Origin of the sequence: Exiguobacterium sp. s43, assembly GCF_018617255.1 — a bacterium.
GTDB classification, from domain to species: Bacteria; Bacillota; Bacilli; order Exiguobacteriales; family Exiguobacteriaceae; genus Exiguobacterium; species Exiguobacterium profundum.
On the sequence record NZ_JACSJT010000001.1, the window covers coordinates 18,619 to 37,784 of the forward strand.

27 protein-coding genes and 1 riboswitch are annotated in these 19,166 nt (G+C 47.6%); of the genes, 19 read left to right on the forward strand and 8 right to left on the reverse strand.

Annotation, left to right across the window (positions count from 1 at the left end; genetic code table 11):
• The first annotated feature begins 162 nt into the window (after positions 1–162).
• The gene (locus KNO79_RS00130; RefSeq protein ID WP_031421892.1) at positions 163–354 is read left to right on the forward strand and encodes a helix-turn-helix transcriptional regulator; all 192 of its coding nucleotides are present in this window, start codon (positions 163–165) and stop codon (positions 352–354) included.
• Positions 355–357: 3 nt separating this feature from the next.
• Positions 358–825, forward strand: a complete 468-nt coding sequence (locus KNO79_RS00135) for a hypothetical protein (RefSeq protein ID WP_196431414.1) — start codon at positions 358–360, stop codon at positions 823–825.
• A gap of 118 nt (positions 826–943) precedes the next feature.
• Here KNO79_RS00135 and KNO79_RS00140 read toward each other — a convergent pair whose 3' ends face one another.
• Together KNO79_RS00140 and KNO79_RS00145 are read right to left on the reverse strand one after the other, a co-directional pair.
• Entirely contained in the window at positions 944–1,342 is a 399-nt protein-coding gene (locus KNO79_RS00140; protein ID WP_074035393.1) for a VOC family protein, read from the reverse strand.
• Entirely contained in the window at positions 1,339–1,764 is a 426-nt protein-coding gene (locus tag KNO79_RS00145) for a VOC family protein (RefSeq protein ID WP_074035394.1), read from the reverse strand. Before KNO79_RS00145 ends, KNO79_RS00140 begins: the two co-directional genes overlap by 4 nt.
• A 116-nt stretch (positions 1,765–1,880) precedes the next feature.
• Between KNO79_RS00145 and KNO79_RS00150 the strand changes: the two genes are divergently transcribed.
• Positions 1,881–2,357, forward strand: a complete 477-nt coding sequence (locus tag KNO79_RS00150) for a GNAT family N-acetyltransferase (protein WP_084543024.1) — start codon at positions 1,881–1,883, stop codon at positions 2,355–2,357.
• Positions 2,358–2,674: 317 nt separating this feature from the next.
• Here the strand turns inward: KNO79_RS00150 and thiW are convergent, their stop codons facing one another.
• Positions 2,675–3,160 (reverse strand): energy coupling factor transporter S component ThiW, encoded by a 486-nt coding sequence (gene thiW, locus KNO79_RS00155; RefSeq protein WP_047794734.1) that lies wholly within the window; start codon positions 3,158–3,160, stop codon positions 2,675–2,677.
• A gap of 66 nt (positions 3,161–3,226) precedes the next feature.
• Positions 3,227–3,325: riboswitch (TPP riboswitch) on the reverse strand.
• Positions 3,326–3,364: 39 nt separating this feature from the next.
• Between thiW and KNO79_RS00160 the strand changes: the two genes are divergently transcribed.
• Positions 3,365–4,324, forward strand: coding sequence for an aminoglycoside phosphotransferase family protein (locus KNO79_RS00160; RefSeq protein WP_214690345.1), 960 nt, complete (start codon positions 3,365–3,367; stop codon positions 4,322–4,324).
• On the opposite strand, the gene KNO79_RS00165 is transcribed toward KNO79_RS00160, so the two are convergent.
• Positions 4,321–5,061: a hypothetical protein gene (locus KNO79_RS00165; RefSeq protein WP_074035399.1), complete on the reverse strand. Its 741-nt coding sequence runs from the start codon at positions 5,059–5,061 to the stop codon at positions 4,321–4,323. The two genes, KNO79_RS00160 and KNO79_RS00165, sit on opposite strands and share 4 nt — an antisense overlap.
• Positions 5,062–5,134: 73 nt before the next feature.
• Positions 5,135–5,827, reverse strand: coding sequence for a hypothetical protein (locus KNO79_RS00170; protein WP_214690346.1), 693 nt, complete (start codon positions 5,825–5,827; stop codon positions 5,135–5,137).
• Between the two features lie 93 nt (positions 5,828–5,920).
• Between KNO79_RS00170 and KNO79_RS00175 the strand changes: the two genes are divergently transcribed.
• The 12 genes from KNO79_RS00175 (at position 5,921) to KNO79_RS00230 (ending at position 15,353) form a co-directional block, all read left to right on the forward strand.
• A complete protein-coding gene (locus tag KNO79_RS00175; protein WP_214690347.1) occupies positions 5,921–6,841 on the forward strand; it encodes an AAA family ATPase in 921 nt (306 codons plus the stop codon).
• Between the two features lie 2 nt (positions 6,842–6,843).
• Positions 6,844–7,896 (forward strand): DUF58 domain-containing protein, encoded by a 1,053-nt coding sequence (locus KNO79_RS00180; protein ID WP_214690348.1) that lies wholly within the window; start codon positions 6,844–6,846, stop codon positions 7,894–7,896.
• Between the two features lie 62 nt (positions 7,897–7,958).
• Positions 7,959–8,498, forward strand: a complete 540-nt coding sequence (locus tag KNO79_RS00185; protein ID WP_214690349.1) for a ribonuclease FAU-1 family protein — start codon at positions 7,959–7,961, stop codon at positions 8,496–8,498.
• Positions 8,499–8,547: 49 nt separating this feature from the next.
• On the forward strand, positions 8,548–9,678 hold the full coding sequence (locus KNO79_RS00190) for a tetratricopeptide repeat protein (RefSeq protein WP_196431410.1): 1,131 nt from the start codon (positions 8,548–8,550) through the stop codon (positions 9,676–9,678).
• Between the two features lie 11 nt (positions 9,679–9,689).
• Positions 9,690–10,121 (forward strand): GNAT family N-acetyltransferase, encoded by a 432-nt coding sequence (locus tag KNO79_RS00195; protein WP_214690350.1) that lies wholly within the window; start codon positions 9,690–9,692, stop codon positions 10,119–10,121.
• A 131-nt stretch (positions 10,122–10,252) separates the two neighbouring features.
• Positions 10,253–10,696: a MarR family winged helix-turn-helix transcriptional regulator gene (locus KNO79_RS00200; protein ID WP_031421914.1), complete on the forward strand. Its 444-nt coding sequence runs from the start codon at positions 10,253–10,255 to the stop codon at positions 10,694–10,696.
• A 27-nt stretch (positions 10,697–10,723) separates the two neighbouring features.
• Complete coding sequence (locus KNO79_RS00205) at positions 10,724–11,716, forward strand: ring-cleaving dioxygenase (RefSeq protein WP_041917956.1); 993 nt, start codon at positions 10,724–10,726, stop codon at positions 11,714–11,716.
• Positions 11,713–12,342: an NADPH-dependent FMN reductase gene (locus tag KNO79_RS00210; protein ID WP_374193977.1), complete on the forward strand. Its 630-nt coding sequence runs from the start codon at positions 11,713–11,715 to the stop codon at positions 12,340–12,342. The genes KNO79_RS00205 and KNO79_RS00210 overlap by 4 nt, the downstream gene beginning before the upstream one ends.
• Before the next feature lie 90 nt (positions 12,343–12,432).
• A complete protein-coding gene (locus tag KNO79_RS00215) occupies positions 12,433–12,912 on the forward strand; it encodes a hypothetical protein (protein ID WP_214690352.1) in 480 nt (159 codons plus the stop codon).
• Positions 12,913–12,952: 40 nt separating this feature from the next.
• A complete protein-coding gene (locus KNO79_RS00220) occupies positions 12,953–14,020 on the forward strand; it encodes a saccharopine dehydrogenase family protein (protein WP_074035408.1) in 1,068 nt (355 codons plus the stop codon).
• On the forward strand, positions 14,017–14,514 hold the full coding sequence (locus KNO79_RS00225; RefSeq protein ID WP_074035410.1) for an NUDIX hydrolase: 498 nt from the start codon (positions 14,017–14,019) through the stop codon (positions 14,512–14,514). The genes KNO79_RS00220 and KNO79_RS00225 overlap by 4 nt, the downstream gene beginning before the upstream one ends.
• Positions 14,515–14,558: 44 nt before the next feature.
• A complete protein-coding gene (locus KNO79_RS00230) occupies positions 14,559–15,353 on the forward strand; it encodes a GNAT family N-acetyltransferase (RefSeq protein ID WP_196431406.1) in 795 nt (264 codons plus the stop codon).
• Between the two features lie 35 nt (positions 15,354–15,388).
• Here the strand turns inward: KNO79_RS00230 and KNO79_RS00235 are convergent, their stop codons facing one another.
• Positions 15,389–16,174 carry an SDR family oxidoreductase gene (locus KNO79_RS00235; RefSeq protein ID WP_074035413.1) on the reverse strand — a complete coding sequence of 262 codons (786 nt, stop codon included), beginning with the start codon at positions 16,172–16,174 and terminating at the stop codon, positions 15,389–15,391.
• A gap of 74 nt (positions 16,175–16,248) precedes the next feature.
• Positions 16,249–16,563 (reverse strand): hypothetical protein, encoded by a 315-nt coding sequence (locus KNO79_RS00240; protein ID WP_214690353.1) that lies wholly within the window; start codon positions 16,561–16,563, stop codon positions 16,249–16,251.
• Positions 16,564–16,705: 142 nt separating this feature from the next.
• Between KNO79_RS00240 and KNO79_RS00245 the strand changes: the two genes are divergently transcribed.
• From KNO79_RS00245 to KNO79_RS00255, 3 genes are all read left to right on the forward strand, one after another.
• Positions 16,706–17,014 (forward strand): hypothetical protein, encoded by a 309-nt coding sequence (locus KNO79_RS00245; protein ID WP_031421923.1) that lies wholly within the window; start codon positions 16,706–16,708, stop codon positions 17,012–17,014.
• Positions 17,015–17,082: 68 nt separating this feature from the next.
• A complete protein-coding gene (locus KNO79_RS00250; protein ID WP_214690354.1) occupies positions 17,083–18,087 on the forward strand; it encodes a S66 family peptidase in 1,005 nt (334 codons plus the stop codon).
• On the forward strand, positions 18,084–18,674 hold the full coding sequence (locus KNO79_RS00255) for an NUDIX hydrolase (RefSeq protein ID WP_214690355.1): 591 nt from the start codon (positions 18,084–18,086) through the stop codon (positions 18,672–18,674). The genes KNO79_RS00250 and KNO79_RS00255 overlap by 4 nt, the downstream gene beginning before the upstream one ends.
• On the opposite strand, the gene KNO79_RS00260 is transcribed toward KNO79_RS00255, so the two are convergent.
• The gene (locus KNO79_RS00260; RefSeq protein WP_214690356.1) at positions 18,663–19,127 is read right to left on the reverse strand and encodes a GNAT family N-acetyltransferase; all 465 of its coding nucleotides are present in this window, start codon (positions 19,125–19,127) and stop codon (positions 18,663–18,665) included. The genes KNO79_RS00255 and KNO79_RS00260 overlap by 12 nt on opposite strands.
• Positions 19,128–19,166 lie beyond the last annotated feature (39 nt).

Consider the following 19,166-nt stretch of genomic DNA (forward strand, 5'->3'; position numbering starts at 1 on the left):
TCAAAATGTAGTTACTGTATCCTTTCCTTTCTTATGAACAGAGAAAACGTAGAAAGTGTGATGGAGATTCATTCGTAATCAAAAATATGTAATATATATATTGCGTTAATGGAATATATATATTACATTTTAGGTATTGCACAACTAAATTAGGAGACAGACATGGGAAATAGAGTAAAAGAACATCGAGTAGAAAAGAATCTTACTCAAACCGATTTGGCAGAGGCGATCGGTGTGACTAGACAGACAATCGGTTTGATCGAATCGAATAAATATAATCCCTCTTTGAAACTCTGTATTGCCATTGCGAGGGTTCTGGGCGTCACTCTAAATGATTTATTCTGGGAGGAGTAAAAGATGAAAGAATCATGGGTCACAATGTTTTTACCAAATGACGAATATAAAGAAAGGCGGATGTTGTACTTTATAGCCGAGGCTTTCGTTTTGTTCATTGGATTTTTGGGAGTAGTCGTTCTATTGAATAGATTTTCAGGTATATTCAACACTGAGTCTTCATATATTTTATTGAGTGTTATAGCAATTCTAAGTCTCTATGTATGGATTCGTTATATTGTCTCAGGTATGGAGTATGCAAACGTTGTTGAGAAATCTGAATATAAAATGGAACTAAGGAAACTGATTGGTTCTACATCGAAGTTTGCTGTTTTGTTTGCTGGAGTGGCAATAGCATTAAAGGTGACGGGTGTAGTGGTTTACTCTTGGGTGGACTTGTTAGCAATGACACTTCTTTCAAATGGGTTACTTCTGGTCGCACAATTCATTTCACTTCAACGGTCATTTAGAAAAAATCGTGAGCTTTCATGACCGAGGTGATATATTCGTTTTACTTCAAATAGGACATCTATGTCTTTAAGAGTGCATAACAAAACCAGGTCCCATGCAAACATGGACCTGGTTTTGTTGGATAACTGTGAAGCTCTGATTATGTAATCTCGAACGTATCACGCAGTTCAATGATGGTTCCTTCCGGTGCTTTTAATTTACTTAAATGTCCATCGACGACGAAGTAGATGTTGCCACCGTGCTTCGGTAAAAACGTGACGCCGAGTTGTTCGAGTCGTGCGACTTCCGCTTTGAGGTCATCTACATAGAGGGCGAAATGGACGGGACCGGCCGCATGTTTCGAGTAGTCTTGTAACGTTTCATCCGCTTTAGCAGTCTGGAGCTCAATATAAAAATCACCGAGCTTGAGCCAACTGTTGAAGTCACGCGTATGAAAGTTTGGCGACTCCTGGACGAGTTCAAAACCGAGCGCTTCGTAAAATGACTTCGATGCGGCATAATCCGGGGTTTGGATACAGATATGATGGATTTGTTTCATTGGTTGTTTCCTTTCGTTTGCAACTCTTTCACTCGATCACGGTGGAACGGGGAAGTCAATTCTTCTGAGATGAGGCTGATCGTATGTCCATCCGGGTCTCGTACGTCAAAACAGGACATACCACCGAAATCGTGAAGCGGGGTCGCAATTAACCCTGCTTGTTCGAACGATTGATACGCGAGCTGGATGTCTTCACAGATGATATTGAAATAAACATGGGCTTGTCCGGACGCATCCTTAAATGTTGTGGGTTGCGTTGAAGTAGTTTGAATCAATCCGAGTTGAGTTGAGCCATCTGGCAGACAGATTCCGATGCCCCCTTCCCAGCGCCCGATTTCTTGGGCATGAAAATAAGTTGTATACCAGTTCAGAGACTGTTCTACATCTGATACGGGAATAAAGATACTTCCGATTCGGAACATAAGATCCCCTCCTTTTCTATTGTTAGTGTAGCGAATACAAGCCTTCGAAGATACGGGAGAAGAAACTTTTTACGGGAGAAATCGTATGGAAGAGAGAAAATCAATGAGGTGAATGTATGAAAGTAAACGAAATCACGATTCAACCGGTTGATGCAGTCAATCGAGAGGCGGTCATCGCCCTGACAGTGGACGAGAAACAATCTCGATTCATCGAGACGAATGCCGAATCCCTTCGAGAGATGATTGAGGATACGAAATACAATTGGCAGAGCTTTGCATTTTATGAAGGCGAGCGACCGGTTGGCTTCATGATGGTCGGAGCGGAAAACCAGTCAGAACGTTACATGTGGCTCGACCGTTTCATGATTGATCAAAACGAACAGGGGAAAGGCATTGGAACGAAGTGCCTACGCATGGCAGTGGAATTCATCCAGACACAATACGACGTGGATGATATCATCCTCAGTCTCCATCAAGAGAATGAAGTCGCAAAACGATTTTATGCGAAGAACGGCTTTGTCGACAGCGGCTTAATCGATGAATGGAATGGTGAAGCGATTTGGGTCTATCATACAGAAAACCGACCGTCATGAGTCGGTCGGATTCTCGGATGGACTTATTTTTTGCGTGACATTCATAGCTGCCAAGAAGAAGGGGATAGCGGCAAAGAGAAACAAGGTAACGAACCAGTTTTGGAGAAATGGATCGACAAACGACGGTTTTTCCAACCAGCTCCCGGTTGAGATTTCGGCGTACCAACGTATGTAGAGTGCGATGCGTTCGAGCGTATATAAGAGTCCGGACAAAACAACAAAATACCACCCGCTACAAGTTGATTGAAACGAGACATAAAACCCCTCCTCTGTAGATGTTGTCTATAGTTTACCATTTTCATCCAAAAAGGGAGCTTTTATTTGAGTACGCTCGGTCGCAACTGTTTGACACGCGACAAGACGAGCCAACCGAGAAGCGCGCCCGTCAAACTAGAGGCAAGGAACGCCGGGACAAAGAAAAATGCACCGAACGTCGAACCCATCAACAGTTTTGCGTACGGGACAGCAATCAACGAAGCGATGACGCCGGTCCCGATGATTTCTCCGAGAGCGGCCGCATAGACGCGGTTCGTGCGAACGAAGAAAATGCCGGCAAGAAACGCGCCAATCATGCCACCAGGGAATGCGAGCAGTGATCCTGTACCGGTCATGACGCGAATGAGTCCGGTGACGAAAGCGACGAGAACGGCTCCGATTGGACCGACGGTGACTGCGGCAATCACGTTCACCATATGTTGAATCGGATAAGCGCGGGCGACACCTGTAGGAATCGAGATGAACATCGAACCGACGACGGCGATGGCAACGAGCATCGCCATCCAAGTGAGTTGTTGAATACGCATGAATAGTCTCCTTTCAAAATAAAAACGCCACGTTTCCAGACGGAAAAATGGCGTGGACATACAGAGACGTATTCCAAGCCACTTCCCTACGCTGGTATGAGCCAGATCAGGTTCAAAGGGTCCGGCAAATGCCGTCTCAGCCCGAAGGCTCCCCTAGTGGTCGTTTATTGATTTGAGTATAGCATAAATTGGAAGGGGACGAATATGGAACAACTATCTGTTTTCTGGGAAAACACTGATCTCAAGCATGAGTTTGATCAGTGGATTGATGAATATATTTCGAATGAGACGTGGCATCTAGAAAAAGATACGGATTTGACGTATCTGGTTCATGGCAATGGCGTCTATGCTAAAGCGGTCACTTCAATCAGTCAGAGTGAAGGAATGTTGTCACAATATCTTGCTCATATGTTGCCTGGGCTCGTGCCAGACGTAGTCGCTGTGCATCCGGTTCATCCATGGTTCATCGTGCGAAAAGTTTCCGGTCACCCGTTACGTGATGTACCTGATCAGGAACAGTATGAGGTTGCGCTACGAGAGTATGCCAAATTACAGCAACGAATGAGTGGTGAGACGGAGCAACTTTTAAAAATGGGGGTTCCAGACCGTCGTCCGTCTATGCTCAGGGAGGAAATCGAATCGACGTTCGTTGAGATGAGTCTAAATCTGGAGCGGGTGCAGCGGGAAGAAGTGTTGGCACTAAAACCTGAACTTCTGTCGATGTGTGAAGAACTAGAAAGTGGTATACCGATGAGTCTCGATCACGGCGATTTGCATGGAGGGAATATTTTCTGGGAGCCTGAAAGCAATCAACCGGTGATTCTCGATTGGGGAGATGCGACAATCACACATCCATTCTTTAGCATGCGTGTCTTTTGGAACATCTTGTTCGATTTATTGCCGGAAGAAGACGATACATTATGGATAGAGAAAATCCATGAGTTACGAAAGGTTTATTTGAAAGAATGGAGACACGTCGCGCCAACAGAAATACTCGAGCGTCATATGAAGATTGCGGAGGAATTGGGATGCGTGTATCGGGCCATCTCATGGCACACCTACGTCACAGCACATCGTCGGGACAAAAAAGATTCCAGCGACAAACCGGCACAATGGCTCAAGTTGTTGCTGGAATATCGTAAGTTACAACGTGATACGCATTAACTTTCATTCTTGGCTAACAGGTCCACATAGTCCTTCTCGTTCCAAAAGAGCGGTGAGATGGATTCGGGGCCTTTTAAAATTTCTCCGTCCTGATCATATACGATGGCATACCCGCTCTCGACATCGAATACGAACAAGTCGGCAGTGACTTCGGTCACGCCGTTCCCGGCAATGATCACGTCATCGATTGGCTCCCGTGCCAGTTCGACGCCCGCTTCATCGAGTTCGACGAGGAGGGCTGACGTGTAGGCATGGCGGTCATAGACCGTTTGGAATTCATCCTGCGTGAGGACGACATCGGTAGGTGGGGCACTTGTACCGAATTTCCGATTTTCAATCTCTTCGACGTATTGAAGGAAGGATTCCTCTTGCCAAAATAGCGGAGCGACCGACTCAGAACCATTGATCACCGTTCCGTCCTGACTATCGAAAATGGTAGCATACGTCCCGTCATCGAGCTTAAATGGATAAATATCCGCATACGTATGCTCGAGACCGTTGCCGGCGATGATGACCCGTTCGAACGTCTCCCGAAACGGTTTGATTCCTTGTTGTTCAAGGGCAGTAAGGAGCGGTTTCGTTTGTTCGTATTGGTCATAGACGTCTTTAAAGTCCTCACGCGTCCATTCGGTGATGGGTTCATCGGGTGATTCGATTGGGATTGGATTGTCTGCCACCGTATCTGTACAACCCGTGAGTAAAAGTGCACTTAATCCGAATATCGCCCATCGTTTCATGTTTCCATCCCCTTAACTGACATTTTCCACCATTTTATCATTCATGATGAAAAAGCAGAACCTGTGCACATTCTCACTCGGGGTGAGGACGTGTCGCGTAGGTATCGAGTGTTCTCTTGAAGTGAAGTGTATCTTCTTCAGAAATCGTCACACCTGAAGAGGTGCCGTAGCGAACCGCATGATAAACGGACGGGTTCATCGGTAAATCGATGCGTTGGAACCACTCTTCCAATGTCTCATGAGCACGCAATCGCTTGACTGGTACGAGAGATTGGTTGAATGTGATCAGTGCATCGCGAATCGGGACGTTCGTGAACGCTGTGAGCGTCGAAACGGACGAGGCGTTCTTGTGTTGTAGCGATTCTACAAGCGGGTCTATGCTTGAATCATCATCATCTCGTGCGTTCGTCAAATGCCGTTTTCGTTTTCGATAGACATAGAAACTGAAGCAACAGAATGCGATCAAAGCGACGAATAGTCCGAGATTTCGTCGTGTTGATTCTCCAGATCCCGTGATTCTCTCAAAAAAGTGATGTTTTCCTTTTTGAGGATCCAATTCAAACGGGTAATCTGCTTTGGATTCACCAATTAAAATTCCATCATCCTCATCCGATAGGAGATCAGTTGGAAGACTATGACTTTCCTCGACCGGTATCGTTTCCGGGTTATAGAGCCACTCGAATACACTCGTCGCAATCACCATTATCGTAAAGGTGCCGAGGAGTGTGGCGACAATCATGAGAAGAAACTTGTTCGTCCAGCGCAAGAGGGTACCTCCTTTTGAATTTTCAGACTATTTGTTGTTTATCTTACCATAAAAAGGTAAAGTTTGATTAAGACAAAAAATGGAGGTCGTCATATGGGCATGGAGCAGGTCATCAAACAGTTGAACGAAGTGTATTTAGGAAAAGAGGATGTCGTACGCCTCTGTTGTACGGCGTTACTCGCGGAAGGACATATTCTATTAGAAGATGTGCCAGGCACGGGAAAAACGTTACTTGCCAAAACAATTGCGGCTAGCTTCGACGGGGTGTTTTCCCGGATTCAATTCACGGCCGACTTGTTACCGTCTGATGTGATCGGAGCAGACTATTTCAACATGCAGACGCAGACGTTCGATCATCGCCAAGGACCAATCTTTGCGAACATCGTCTTGATTGATGAAATCAACCGAGCGGTTCCACGAACGCAGTCCGCCTTGCTTGAGGCGATGGAAGAACGACAAGTTTCCATCGGGGGAGAGACATATCCGATGCCGAAACCATTTTTCGTCATCGCGACGCAAAACCCGATTGAATCAGCGGGGACGTTCTCCTTACCGGATGCCCAACTCGATCGCTTCTTGATTTCGATTCCAGTCGGTTATCCTGATGTTGCGGAAGAGAGAGAACTCCTCTTACAAGTGATGCGCCAAACGAGGAAAACCGTAGAGGCGGTTGCGACGTTAGACGAGTTACGCCGTGCTCAGGAGGAAGTGAAGCAAGTATCGATTCAAGATGATGTCCTCGATTACTTACTCGGGCTCGTTCACGCGACCCGGGAACATGCATCCGTCGAGGTCGGTGTCAGTCCACGTGGAGCCATCGCGCTCATGCGAGCGTCTCAAAGTTATGCCTATCTGAACGATCGATTGTACGTCATTCCGGAAGATGTGAAAGCCGTGGCACCTTATGTCTTGTCCCATCGTTTGACGTTGACGCTTGAAGGAGGCATCAAATCGACGAAACAGGACATTATCCGTTACATCTTAGACACCGTCTCTGTGCCGGTAGAGGGCTGAAGATGACCTTCTCGACACATAACGCCCTACAGAAACAATGGATTCCGGTTTATGGATTCGCTGGGGTGATTCTCGTATTCGTCCCGTACATGGAGATTGTCGGATATGCGCTTTGTTTACTTGCGGGCATCGTTTGGTTCTTTGAACGGACACGGAAACAGTTGGAACAAGCTCTTCGGCTTCACATACATAGCCATGAATCCCTTCTCTTTGTCGGGGATGAGACGGAGGTACAACTGATTTTAGATGGAAGTGAAGTCGTCGAACGACTCGGGCTTCCGGTTCGTGTTCGGCTGAAATCCAATACAGCGCTCAGTTTTCCAGCCCACGACCGGTCCCCGAATAGTTTGGATTTGACATTACGGACAGATCAGGCTCGTCAGATGCTTCACATTCAAGCCGAATTCCGAGGTCCTGCCTACATCGAAGAATGCATACTTGCTGTGACGCTCCCATTTCATCTCGGGACGTACTTACTCGAGTGCCCCATCGAGAAGCGGTGGACGGTATTACCGTCCCTTACGTTACACCCACCGGTCGGCACGAAACGTTTAGCGCTTGGTGACCGGCCTTTGACCGCATCACCACTTCGGAATCCACTGCAGGTTCTGGGGTCAAAGCCTTATGAAGGGGAACCGGTAAAAGAGATTGACTGGGTCGCGACGGCAAAACTTGGACGAGTCCAGTCGAAAGTCTTTCAAAAGACATCGCTCGATACGTTCACGTTCGCAGTAGATTTGAGTGGGCCGTCCGGCTACACGTTACATCACGACTTCGAGTCGATCATCAGCCAAGTCGCATATGTGACGATCCGACTCTTAAAAGAAGAGTGTAAAGTCGAGCTGTTCATCAACCGCTTCAACGGAGAAGGGAAGATGGAACATATCTCTCTTCAAGAGGGAGAGCGAGGTTCACGCCTCATCCTCTTGATGCTGGCCGACCTCCATCCCGGGAACCGTTTCATCTCGACAGACGCGTTCGTCCGTATGGTCGAGCGGAAACGCTTGAAGCAAAGTCATCTCGTCTGGTTCAATCAGCATAACCTGTATGACTAACAAGGAACTTTCTTTCTTCTGGCGAACTGTATCATACAGAGATGACCAAAGGGGAGATCCATATGGCAAAACGAAAGTATGCGAATCGACGAGACTGGGAACGGATTTTAAAGAACCGCTACGCGCAAATTCGTGTTCAGACGGAACAATTTTCAGGCGTCGTCGCCTTATTCCAAATCGATGAGGTTCGGGCACCATTATATAAAAAGCATAAAGGGGAAGAATTCATCGTGGCGGATGCCGGGTTTGCTTGGCTCCAATATTTCCCGGACAATGAACCGTTCGGTGTGACAGCGATGATCAATCCGGAAGGCGAAATCGTGCAGTGGTATATCGACCTCGTTGACCGAATCGGCGAAGAAGAGGGTATCCCTTATATGGATGACTTATTGCTCGATATTCTTGTGTTTCCGAACGGAGATATTGTCAAAAAGGATGAGGATGAGTTTGAAGAGGCGACCAAGAGCGGCGAGCTGACACCTGAACAGGTCGAACGTGGATGGCGTGAATTCAAAGCGACACTCGAACGAATCGAACGTGGAGACTTCATCTACTTTGATTTGGCAAAAGGACATTACGAACAGTTAAAACAAAAGCTATGAGCGAATTCACTCTCTCTGCTACAGTAAGAGCGTAGGAGGGGGAGTTTTTATGAAAAAAATTGAAATTGAGACGTGGGCACGACGTAAGCACTTCGAGTTTTTCAAAGCGTTTGATGCGCCACATTTCAACGTGACGGCAAACGTAGATGTCACGAACCTATATACATATGCAAAGGAGAGCAATCAATCGTTCTTCAAACTCTTTTTATACGGTGCGGTGAGAGCGGCGAACGCGACTCCGGAATTGCGCTATCGTATCCGTGGTGAAGAGGTCGTCGAACACGAGGTGGTCCACCCTTCGTTCACGGTCATGTTAGACGAGGATGTCTTCAACTTTTGTGCGGCTACGTTCTATGAAGATTTACCGACATTCTTACAGGAAGTGACGACGCGGATGGAGCGAGCTGCCGATAAAGTCGTGGTCGGGGATGACGAGCCCGACGACTTACTGTATATCACGAGTGTTCCGTGGGTCACGTTCACGAGTATCATGCACCCGACGCATCAGCAACAACATGACAGCGTGCCGCGCATCGCCTGGGGCAAGTTCGAACGTCAAGGCGAGCGTCTGGTTATGCCGTTATCCGTCCAAGCCCATCATGCACTCGTCGATGGAGTACATATCGGTAAGTATTATGAAACGTTACAAGCATGGTTAGATCAAGAATTCGCACAGGAGGGGACCGACGTGACAGAAGAGAATGAGTTTGATCGAGCCGTTCGTCTCCGTGAGGAGGGACAACTCGAGCAGGCGAAGCAACTGTTCTTGTCGCTCTTGCGGAAAGATGAAAAGAATCCGAGGCTACATGCGTACTGTGCGTGGTGCTATGACTCGCTCGGTGAAGAACGTCAAGCGGTCCCGCATTATGAACGGGCCATCCGACTCGGGTTGACGGGGGAAGAGTTGGCGGAATCATATCTCGGACTCGGCAGTACGTATCGGGCACTCGGACGATACGCAGAGGCGGAACAGTTATTTAAAGAGGCGATTGAGCAATTCCCGAATCACGGGGCGCTCAAGGTATTTCAAGCGATGACCCATTACAACGTCGGTCGCCATGAAGAAGCGACGGGAACGTTACTTGAACTGCTTGCAAGTCCGAAAGCGGACGAGAGCATCGCGCGGTACCGGCGTGCCATTGCATTTTATGCAAGAAACTTAAATGAGACATATGACTAAAGGAGAAAGACATGATTTCACTACGTCCGATCGATGCACAAAATTGGTATACATGCTGTCAATTGGCATTAAGTGACCAACAACAGTCGTATATGGAGCCGAATGCGATTTCGTTACTTCAAGCGATGTACGAACCGACGCTACGCCCGCGCGCAATTTATGAGGACGAGACGATGGTCGGTTTCCTCATGTACAATACAGAGCTTGAAGAGTTGGATGCATGGTGGATTTACCGAATCATGATCGACCATGCTCATCAAGGCAAAGGGATTGGTCGACAGGCGGCAGAGCTGATGCTTGAAGAAATCGGCGAGGGGAAACCGATTGTCGTTGGCTATCACCCCGAGAACGAGGCAGCGCATCACTTATATGGAAGCCTAGGATTTGTTGATGAAGGCCATCGATTCGGTCGCGAAATGGCTGTGATTCGGCGAGGAGAATGAGATGGGAACAACCCGTCTCATTTTTTTGAATCAAATCGATTGACGGAAGAATTGTCGCATGATATATTTATCTCGAATTAAAGATATTTGAATTTAAGTTAATGGCTCTCTTGGACAAAGGAGGGAGACAGATGGAACCATCTGATGCACTAAAAACAATTACTGTGCTGTTACGTGCCTCTCAGTCGTTACAAGACCTGGTGAAGCAGGAAGTGGCGTCTTACGGGTTAAACGCGACCGAGTTCGCCGTACTCGAGTTTTTATATCATAAAGGGGATCAACCGATTCAAGTCATCGGGAAGAAAATTCTCCTCTCGAGCGGAAGCATGACGTACGTCGTGGACCGGTTAGAAGAAAAAGGATATCTCATTCGTAAGGCTTGTCCGAGCGATCGTCGCATCACATACGCTGCGCTGACAGATGACGGAGAGCGTTTGATGCAAGATATTTTCCCTAAGCATACGGAGCATATGAACGCTGTGTTTGAAGGGATGCAATTAAACGAAACGATTGAACAGTTGAAACAAATAGGAAAGCGGGCAGAAGCCGCAAAAAATTTTAATCATGTATCTTGAAATCAAGATATAAAAGGAGAGAGAATGATGAATCATGTTAAAGGAATTCACCACGTCACAGCAATCACGAGTAGTGCCGAAAAAAACTACGATTTCTTCACTCACGTGTTAGGCATGCGTTTGGTGAAAAAAACGGTCAACCAGGACGACATTCAAACGTATCACTTATTCTTTGCGGACGATAAAGGAAACGCAGGGACAGACATGACCTTCTTCGACTTCCCAGGTATCCCGAAAGGTAAGCACGGAACAAATGAAATCGCGAAGACGTCGTTCCGCGTACCGACAGATGAAGCGTTGACGTATTGGGTCCGTCGATTCGACCGTCTCGGTGTCGAGCACGAAGGGATTCAAGAACAGTTCGGGAAGAAGACGCTCTCGTTCATCGACTTTGATGAGCAGGCGTATCAACTCATCTCGGATGAGTTCAACGAAGGCATCGCGTCGGGCGAGCCGTGGAAGAACGGTCCAATCCCGCTTGAATACGCGATTACGGGACTCGGTCCAATCTTTATTCGCATCGCAGATATCACATATTTCAAACAAGTGATGGAGCAAGTGATGCTGTTTAAAGAGATCGGGCGAGAAGGTGATGTGTATCTCTTTGAAGGAGGTGAAGGTGGAAACGGAGCGCAAGTGATCGTCATTCACGACGAGACATCTCCACAAGCGCGTCAAGGGTTCGGTACCGTGCACCATGTCGCATTCCGTGTCGAAGACCGTAGCGTCCTCGATGAATGGACAGCACGTCTCCAACAGTTCGGTTTGCCGACTTCTGGCTACGTCGATCGCTTCTTCTTTGAATCATCCTATGCACGTGTCGCGCCGCAAATTTTGTTCGAATGGGCGACAGATGGACCTGGATTCATGGGAGACGAGCCGTACGAGACGGTCGGTGAGAAGTTGTCACTCCCGCCGTTCCTCGAAGCGAAACGTTCGCAAATCGAGGCGATGGTACGACCAATCGATACGGTCAGAAGCACGAAAACATTTGAGAAAGAATATGAGGGCATGAAATGAGTTTCTTAAATCGCTTGTTTGGAAAATCAGATGCATCACAACATAACCAAGGAGGAACTACTATGTTAAACATCGGAATCGTACTCGGATCAACTCGTGAAGGTCGCGTCAGTCCACAAGTCGGGGAATGGGTGAAAGAACTCGCCGACAAACGTGGCGATGCCAACTATGAAGTCATCGACATCGCAGACTACAACTTGCCACTTCTCGGCGAAGCGGGTCAGGACGCATCTGGCGCAGCGGCCTGGTCGGAGAAAATTGCGCAAATGGACGGATTCATCTTCATCGTCCAAGAGTATAACCATTCCATCTCAGCATCTCTTAAAAACGCACTCGACTACTTACGCGTCGAATGGAACAACAAAGCAGCCGGAATCGTCTCTTACGGTTCTGTTGGTGGAGCACGGGCAACAGAACATTTACGGGGCATTTTGAGTGAATTGTCAATCGCTCACGTACGTGTCCATCCTGCACTCTCACTCTTCACGGACTTCGAGAACGGTACGCATTTCGCTCCGAAAGACGTTCAAGCACAATCGGTAAACGATATGCTCGACCAACTCCTTCCATGGACGGAAGCGATGCAATCGGTCCGTACGAAAGCCGGAGAAGTTGCAAACAATTAACAAATCGCGAAGCCAGCCTGAATTTAGGCTGGTTTTTGTGCGTTTTCAGAACAGGTCGTGTAAAGTTGGAAGGGATTAGGGGGAGTGCAGATGTGGAATCGTAAAATCGTCACAGCATCCATCGCTTCGCCCGTCTATGCGATTCTGTTAGCGTGTGGGGTCACTATGATGGGTGTACGAGAAAATGGAGGAATGAGTGGCGTACTGAATGGCTTCCTTTTGATGACGGTTGCCTATGTAGCGGTCAGTTTTCCGATTATGTTGACCTACGGTGTCGTGACCTCATGGTGCAGTGACTGGTTGGCGAATCGACTCAGTTCGAAACGATTCAGGTGGTTCACTTCGCTTGTTTTACATATACTATTCGGGCTCGTCTTGTCATGGCTCAGTCTTCTCGCAGCGACCTTGTTTTACTTGGTGGATCGTCTACTACAGCATCGGGGAGACATAACAAAACTACAAACAGTGAAAAGTCTGCTCATCCCAATCGGATATTTGCTTATTGTAACGGGAAGTGTGTATATCATCGATGTCATCCAAGATCTTTTCGTTGGATTCAACTTCTTTTAGGGAAACGAACAAGGATACATTAACATAAGGAGGGGTAAAAATGAGATGGATGATTTATGGGGCGAATGGCTATACGGGTGAGCTGATTGCACGACAAGCAGCTCGTGACGGAATGCGTCCGGTTCTTGCCGGACGAAACGCAAGAGCGATTCATCGCCTAGGAGATGAACTGGGTTGCGAAACATCGATTTTCGCATTGAGTCGTGAAGCCGCAATCGAGGCGCTTCACGATGTAGATTTAGTCCTTCATTGTGCAGGTCCTTTCACGGATACGAGCCAAGTGATGATCGAGGCATGTCTAGAGACAGGTACGCATTACTTAGATATTACCGGGGAAATCGACGTGTTCGAATATGTCCATTCTAAACAGCGAGCGGCTCAAGCCAAAGAACGTGGTGTGATTTTATGCTCGGGTGTCGGATTTGATGTCATTCCGACCGACTGTGTCGCGCGGAAATTAAAAGAGTTGATACCGGATGCGACAACACTCGCTCTTGGCTTTTCGGCGGCAGCCGGCATCTCACCAGGAACCATGAAGACGGCCGTTCGTGGACTAGGGTCGAGTAGTGTGGAACGTGTGAACGGCAAATTATCATCATTTCCAATTGGGGCAAAGCGGAGAACGATTGATTTTGGTCGCGGAAGCCGTACCGCCATTGCGATTCCGTGGGGAGACGTTTCGACCGCCTACTACACAACGGACATTCCGAATATTACGACTTGGGTTCCTGTACCGACAGCGGCCGCCTATGCTGCTCGCGCTTTGTCATGGTTCAGCCCGATTCTCGGAAAAGAGGCCGTGCAGGAACGATTGCTCCGTTATGTCGACGAAAACGTATCGGGACCAGACGAGGCTGTACGTGAAAAATCATCGACGTACGTATGGGGCGAAGCAACGAATGAGGAAGGACGAAAAGTAGTCGTCCGTATTCAAACGGCAAGTACGTATGCCTTCACTGTTTACGGGGCGCTCGCCGTCGTCAAGCGGTTGCTCGGTTCGGGTGGGATGCTTGCCGGAAGCTTTACACCAGCCATGCTATTCGGATCTCACTTTATCGAAGAGATTCAAGGTTCCTCTTCGTTCGTGATTGATGAGATTCGTCCATGAATCGAGAAGTATGGGATTTACTCGACGAAAACCGGCAACCGCTCGGTCGAACGCACTTTCGTGGGGATGAATTAGAGCCGCATACGTTTCACACGGTCATCGAAGTGTTCACGTTCAATCCGGATGGGAGATTATTGCTGTCGAAGCGTCATCCGGATAAGACGTATCCGCTTCTTTGGGAAGGAACGGGCGGCTCGATTTTGGCTGGAGAAACGAGTCGACAAGGTGCGGTCCGTGAGCTAAAAGAAGAGTTGGGACTATATGTATTGCCTGAGCAACTCCGGTTCGTGACAACGATTAAGCGGGGCACATATTTCTTGGATATGTATTGTCTCGTGTGCGAGAAACCAATCGACTTCGAACAACTGTCACTGCAAGCAGATGAAGTCGTCGATGTGACGTTACAAGAATGGGAGACGGTCCTTGAGTGTGTAGAACTTGTTCCTTCTGTCCGGGAACGGCTGATTCAATACGGTCATCTCATCCGACCGTGAACATATGCTACACTCAACATGGAATATACAAGGGAGGGAAGAGCGTGAAACGTTTAGAATTGGCAAGGCGTATCGAACGCATCAAAGCAGAGGGGACGTCTGCTTACATTCGACATCGTAAACAAACCCCTCCCTATGAAGGTGCGGAACTACACGTAGAAGGAAAAGGGCATGTGTTCAAAATGGGAAATATGAGTTTTGCGGTCGGATTTGGATTGAATCGGCCGACAAGCTTTTACGACCTGCATCAAATGGAAAAATGGGTACGCGGGAAAAATGTCTCGCGTCTACATATTGAGGTTTGTCCATTAGCGGAAGACTCCTTGCTCCGCTTATTGCAAGAACGTAACTACACGCTCGATCATTTTTTGGACGTATGGACGTTGGATTTGACACAGCATGCCTCCACATCTGTACCGACTCAGGTCGAAAAAGTGAAGGATGAGACACTCCATGAGTGGGCATACGCCGTTGCGGCTGGATTCGCCGAGTCGGGCACAATCCTTCAAGAGACGGTCGATACAGCCAAAGGCTTTTACGCACTACCGAGTAATCATGCTTATCTCGTGCGAGAAGAGGATGCTGTCGTAGCGGGTGGGATTTTAGCCACGCAAGACGGGATTGGAGAGTTGTTTCTGACGAGCACCGTTCCGACGTATCGGCAAAAAGGGTACCAGACACAACTTATTTTGGAACGAATTGCCGAAGCGAAAGCACTTGGATGCAATCTGTTGACGGTTACGACGAAAGTCGATTCGGCGTCTGGTCGCAATATGGAACGGCTTGGATTTCAGCCGTTCTATCAAAAAGCGGTCATGAAAAGTCCAATCCTTAAATAAGCAGGTCGCCTCGGGTGAGGTGACCTGCTTTTCGATTACAAGAGCGATTCAGCCCCATCGACGTATACTTCAGAGCCGGTCACGTGGCTCGACATGTTGCTCGCGAAAAATAAGACGACATCGGCGACTTGTTTCGCGGAGCCCGATTTTCCGGCAAGCGGTTGATTCCCAAGTGGATATTCGATTGGAATAACGACTTCTTCGAGCAACGCATCGTCTCGATTGGTCGAATCGTCAATATTCGTATCGATGGCCCCGGGACAGATGGAATTGACACGAATCCCGAATTGAGCGAGTTCCGCAGCAGCCATTTTTGCAAAGCCGGTTTGACCTGCTTTCGTCGTCGCGTAGCCACTGAATCCGAAATTTTTAAAATAACGGTTCCCGTTAATCGATGAAGTGATAATGATACTCCCACCATTCTCTTTCAAATGAGGAATAGCATGTTTGACGGTCAAAAAGGTTCCTGTGAGGTTTGTCTCCACCACGCCATTCCAATCATCCAATGATAAATGTTCAATTGGTGTGATGGTCCCGTTTCGACCGGCATTCGCGAAGACGATATCGAGTTGACCAAATCGTTCCATTGTCCGTTCGTAGGCCTCTTTCATTGCGGATTCATCCGACACATCTGCACTGATGCCGATAGCGCGTTCTTCCCCGACAAGGCTTGCGAGACGCATCGCATCTTCTTCATTCAAATCGACAATGGCGACTTTTGCTCCGGCTTGAATGAAGCGGATGACCGCGGCACGTCCGATTCCGGAGGCTGCCCCGGTCACAAACGCTACTTTTCCAGATAGTAATTTATTTGAAATCAATCCGATCACTCCTTTTTATGATTCTGTTCTCATATTCCACAGTTCTGGAAAAGTTACGCTTCATTTCAAAAAAATCATGGAGCGGTGACTTCGATTGTGCGTGCGATGTTCAAGTTCGAATCCGTCGGGATGACCTCGATTGTCACCAGTTGGCCGCTCTGTAGTCCTTGTACGCTATTGACGATGCCGGTGACTTCGGTTTGATCATTGATCAAGACGACGCGCAATGTGACTTCTTCCGAGGATTCGGTAGATTCAATCAATATCTGGGGGATATCGACTCGTTCAATCTGTCCCTCGACTAAGTTGTCATTCCACGTGCTCATCCAATAAACGGCGACTAAAAAAAAACCGAGAAAGATTAAGGCAAAGGTTAATCGTGAACGCATGCACACCTCACTCCTTTGTTGTCCCGTTTCGCATCTTGTCTAATTTACCTTTACCCGGAAATTCTCTCATTACTTGAAAAAATAGTAGGAATCACAAGAAAAATGGGGAATAGAAAGGAAAACGAAAAGGTGAGGTGTGGGCATGTGGATGATGGTTGGTGCGCTAGGATTGGTTGCTTGTGTATGGATCGCGTTCGGTTGGTTCACCATTGGTAATGCAAAGCGACGGGTATGGGGAGGTCTTTTTTCACTCAGTATGACTTGCCTGTTCGCACCGCTCTTCCTCGTGAAACTAGGAGAACAGTATGGATTTGTCGGGATTCAAGTAGGGCTGACTGCTTTATTCGGCGTACTCGCAGGTGCATTTTTCTTTGTGGCACTCGGATGGACAGGACGTCCGGCGAAAGTACGGAAAGTGAGAACGTTATCGGAAGACCCTGATTTATTTTGAAGCATGATTTACCGCTCCTACGGTATAATGCGGTCATAACGATGTTACGAGGGAGTGGAGTGGGGATCATGATTAAACCGCCAAAGTTGCAAATGGGGGATACGATAGGGATCATTACGCCTTCTTTTCCGGCACCTGTTCAGTTTGAGGGGCGTTACCAACGTGGGGTTGAACAGCTCAAGCGGATGGGATTCAAGGTGAAAGAGGGCACGTGTACATATAAAACAGAAGGATATCGGTCCTCGTCCATTCGGGATCGTGCTGACGAACTAAACGCATTTTTACATGATCCTGAAGTGAAAGCCATCATCAGTACAATCGGTGGAACAAATTCGAACTCGGTGTTACCATATATCGATTATGAACAACTCCGACGTCATCCTAAAATCATCATGGGATATAGTGATGTCACGGCAATCTTGATGGCCTGTTATGCCAAAACGGACGTCGTCACATTTTACGGTCCGGCAATCGTCCCCTCATTTGGTGAATACGGAGGGATGTTCGAGACGGGGGAGCAATATGTCAAAGACATTCTCTGTTTAGAACGAACGGCTCCGTTTCAGTTACATATCCCTGATGAATGGACGGAAGAGATGCTCGATTGGTCGACACAACAACGTGTCAAGACGTTCCAACCGAATGAAGGATGGATTTCTCTGAAGGATGGAAAGGCACAAGGAACGTTGATTGGCGGGAATCTGAACACGATGTCTGGGTTCTTCAAGTCGGATTATTATCCCGATTTGAAAGGCGCGATTCTATTCCTAGAAGACTCGTTTAAGACGATGGCTGAAGAAGAACGTTCGCTTAGTATGCTGAAGCTGGCGGGTGTGTTTGATGAGATTTCGGGTCTGATTATCGGGAAGCACGAGCATTTTCAAAATCAATCAGCTCCCTTCTCATTCAACGACTTGTTGCTTGAAATCATCGGAGAAAAAGATTTTCCGATTTTGACGAATGTCGATATCGGTCACACGTTTCCATCACACGTTTTCCCGATTGGCATTCAAGTTGAGTTAGATACGACGAATGGGGTTATCCGATTTTTAGAAGATGGGGTGTCGGAATGAAGGAGCACCTCACTATTTTTGACGAGAATCACCGGAAAATAGGGGAGAAGGAGCGAAATCAAGTTCATGTTGACGGGGATTGGCATGAGACGTTCCACTGCTGGTTCTGGAAAGAAGACCTCATCTATCTTCAGCGGAGGAGCATGGAGAAACAGGATTTTCCCGGGAAATATGATATTACGGCAGCGGGACACCTTGCAACAGATGAGACAATAGCGAATGGCGTTCGTGAAATTGAAGAAGAGCTCGGACTGTCATTGACGTTCGAACAGCTCACCTTTATGGGAATCTTTGAAGACGTGATTGAACTGGACGAGTTTCTTGATCGCGAGTTTGCACATACGTATTGCTATCTCTATCAAGGTGAGCCGATTCATTTTGACGACCAGGAAGTGATGGATGTCGTAGCTGTTCAAAGAAATGAACTGAGGTCGCTGACAGAAGGATGCATGTGTACGATTGAAGGATGCTCTCTTATGACGAATCATCTTGTTCAAATCACGCAAGCCGATTTAGTTCCGCATCGTCAGACTTACTGGCAAAACATATTTGAGAGTTTGACACGAATGGATGCCTCAAATCGTTAAGGAAAGAATACGTTGTTCGCCAATCGGTCCACCGATTCGACGTCCGGTATCGCTCCACCCAACGTTCGTATAAAGGGAGAAAGCGGCTTCGTTTTTAAGATTGACCGACAGGACGATTTCACGAATGTGAGGGAAGTGTTGCTTTACGAACTGCGGAAGTGCTTGGAGTGCAGCTTTAGCGTAGCCTTTCCCCTGGTCCTCATGGTTAATGGCAAAGGCGGAGAAGAGCAAGGCATTCGACTCGGTTGTATAGGAAGCAACGCGTTCGTTGTCATGCAGTAAGAACATCCCAACTGGTTTTGACGCGACGATGACAATCGGATAAATGCGATCGGGCAATGGGTCATCCATGTCTTTGGGCAGGGTCGTATACTTTTCTTGGTCCGTCGGTAGTGCGAACGTATTGAGAATCGATTGATGCGTATCATTTCGATATTCGAGCGTAATTTTCATAAGGGGTCTCCTTCGGGCTTTATTGATTTTCATTCAGAA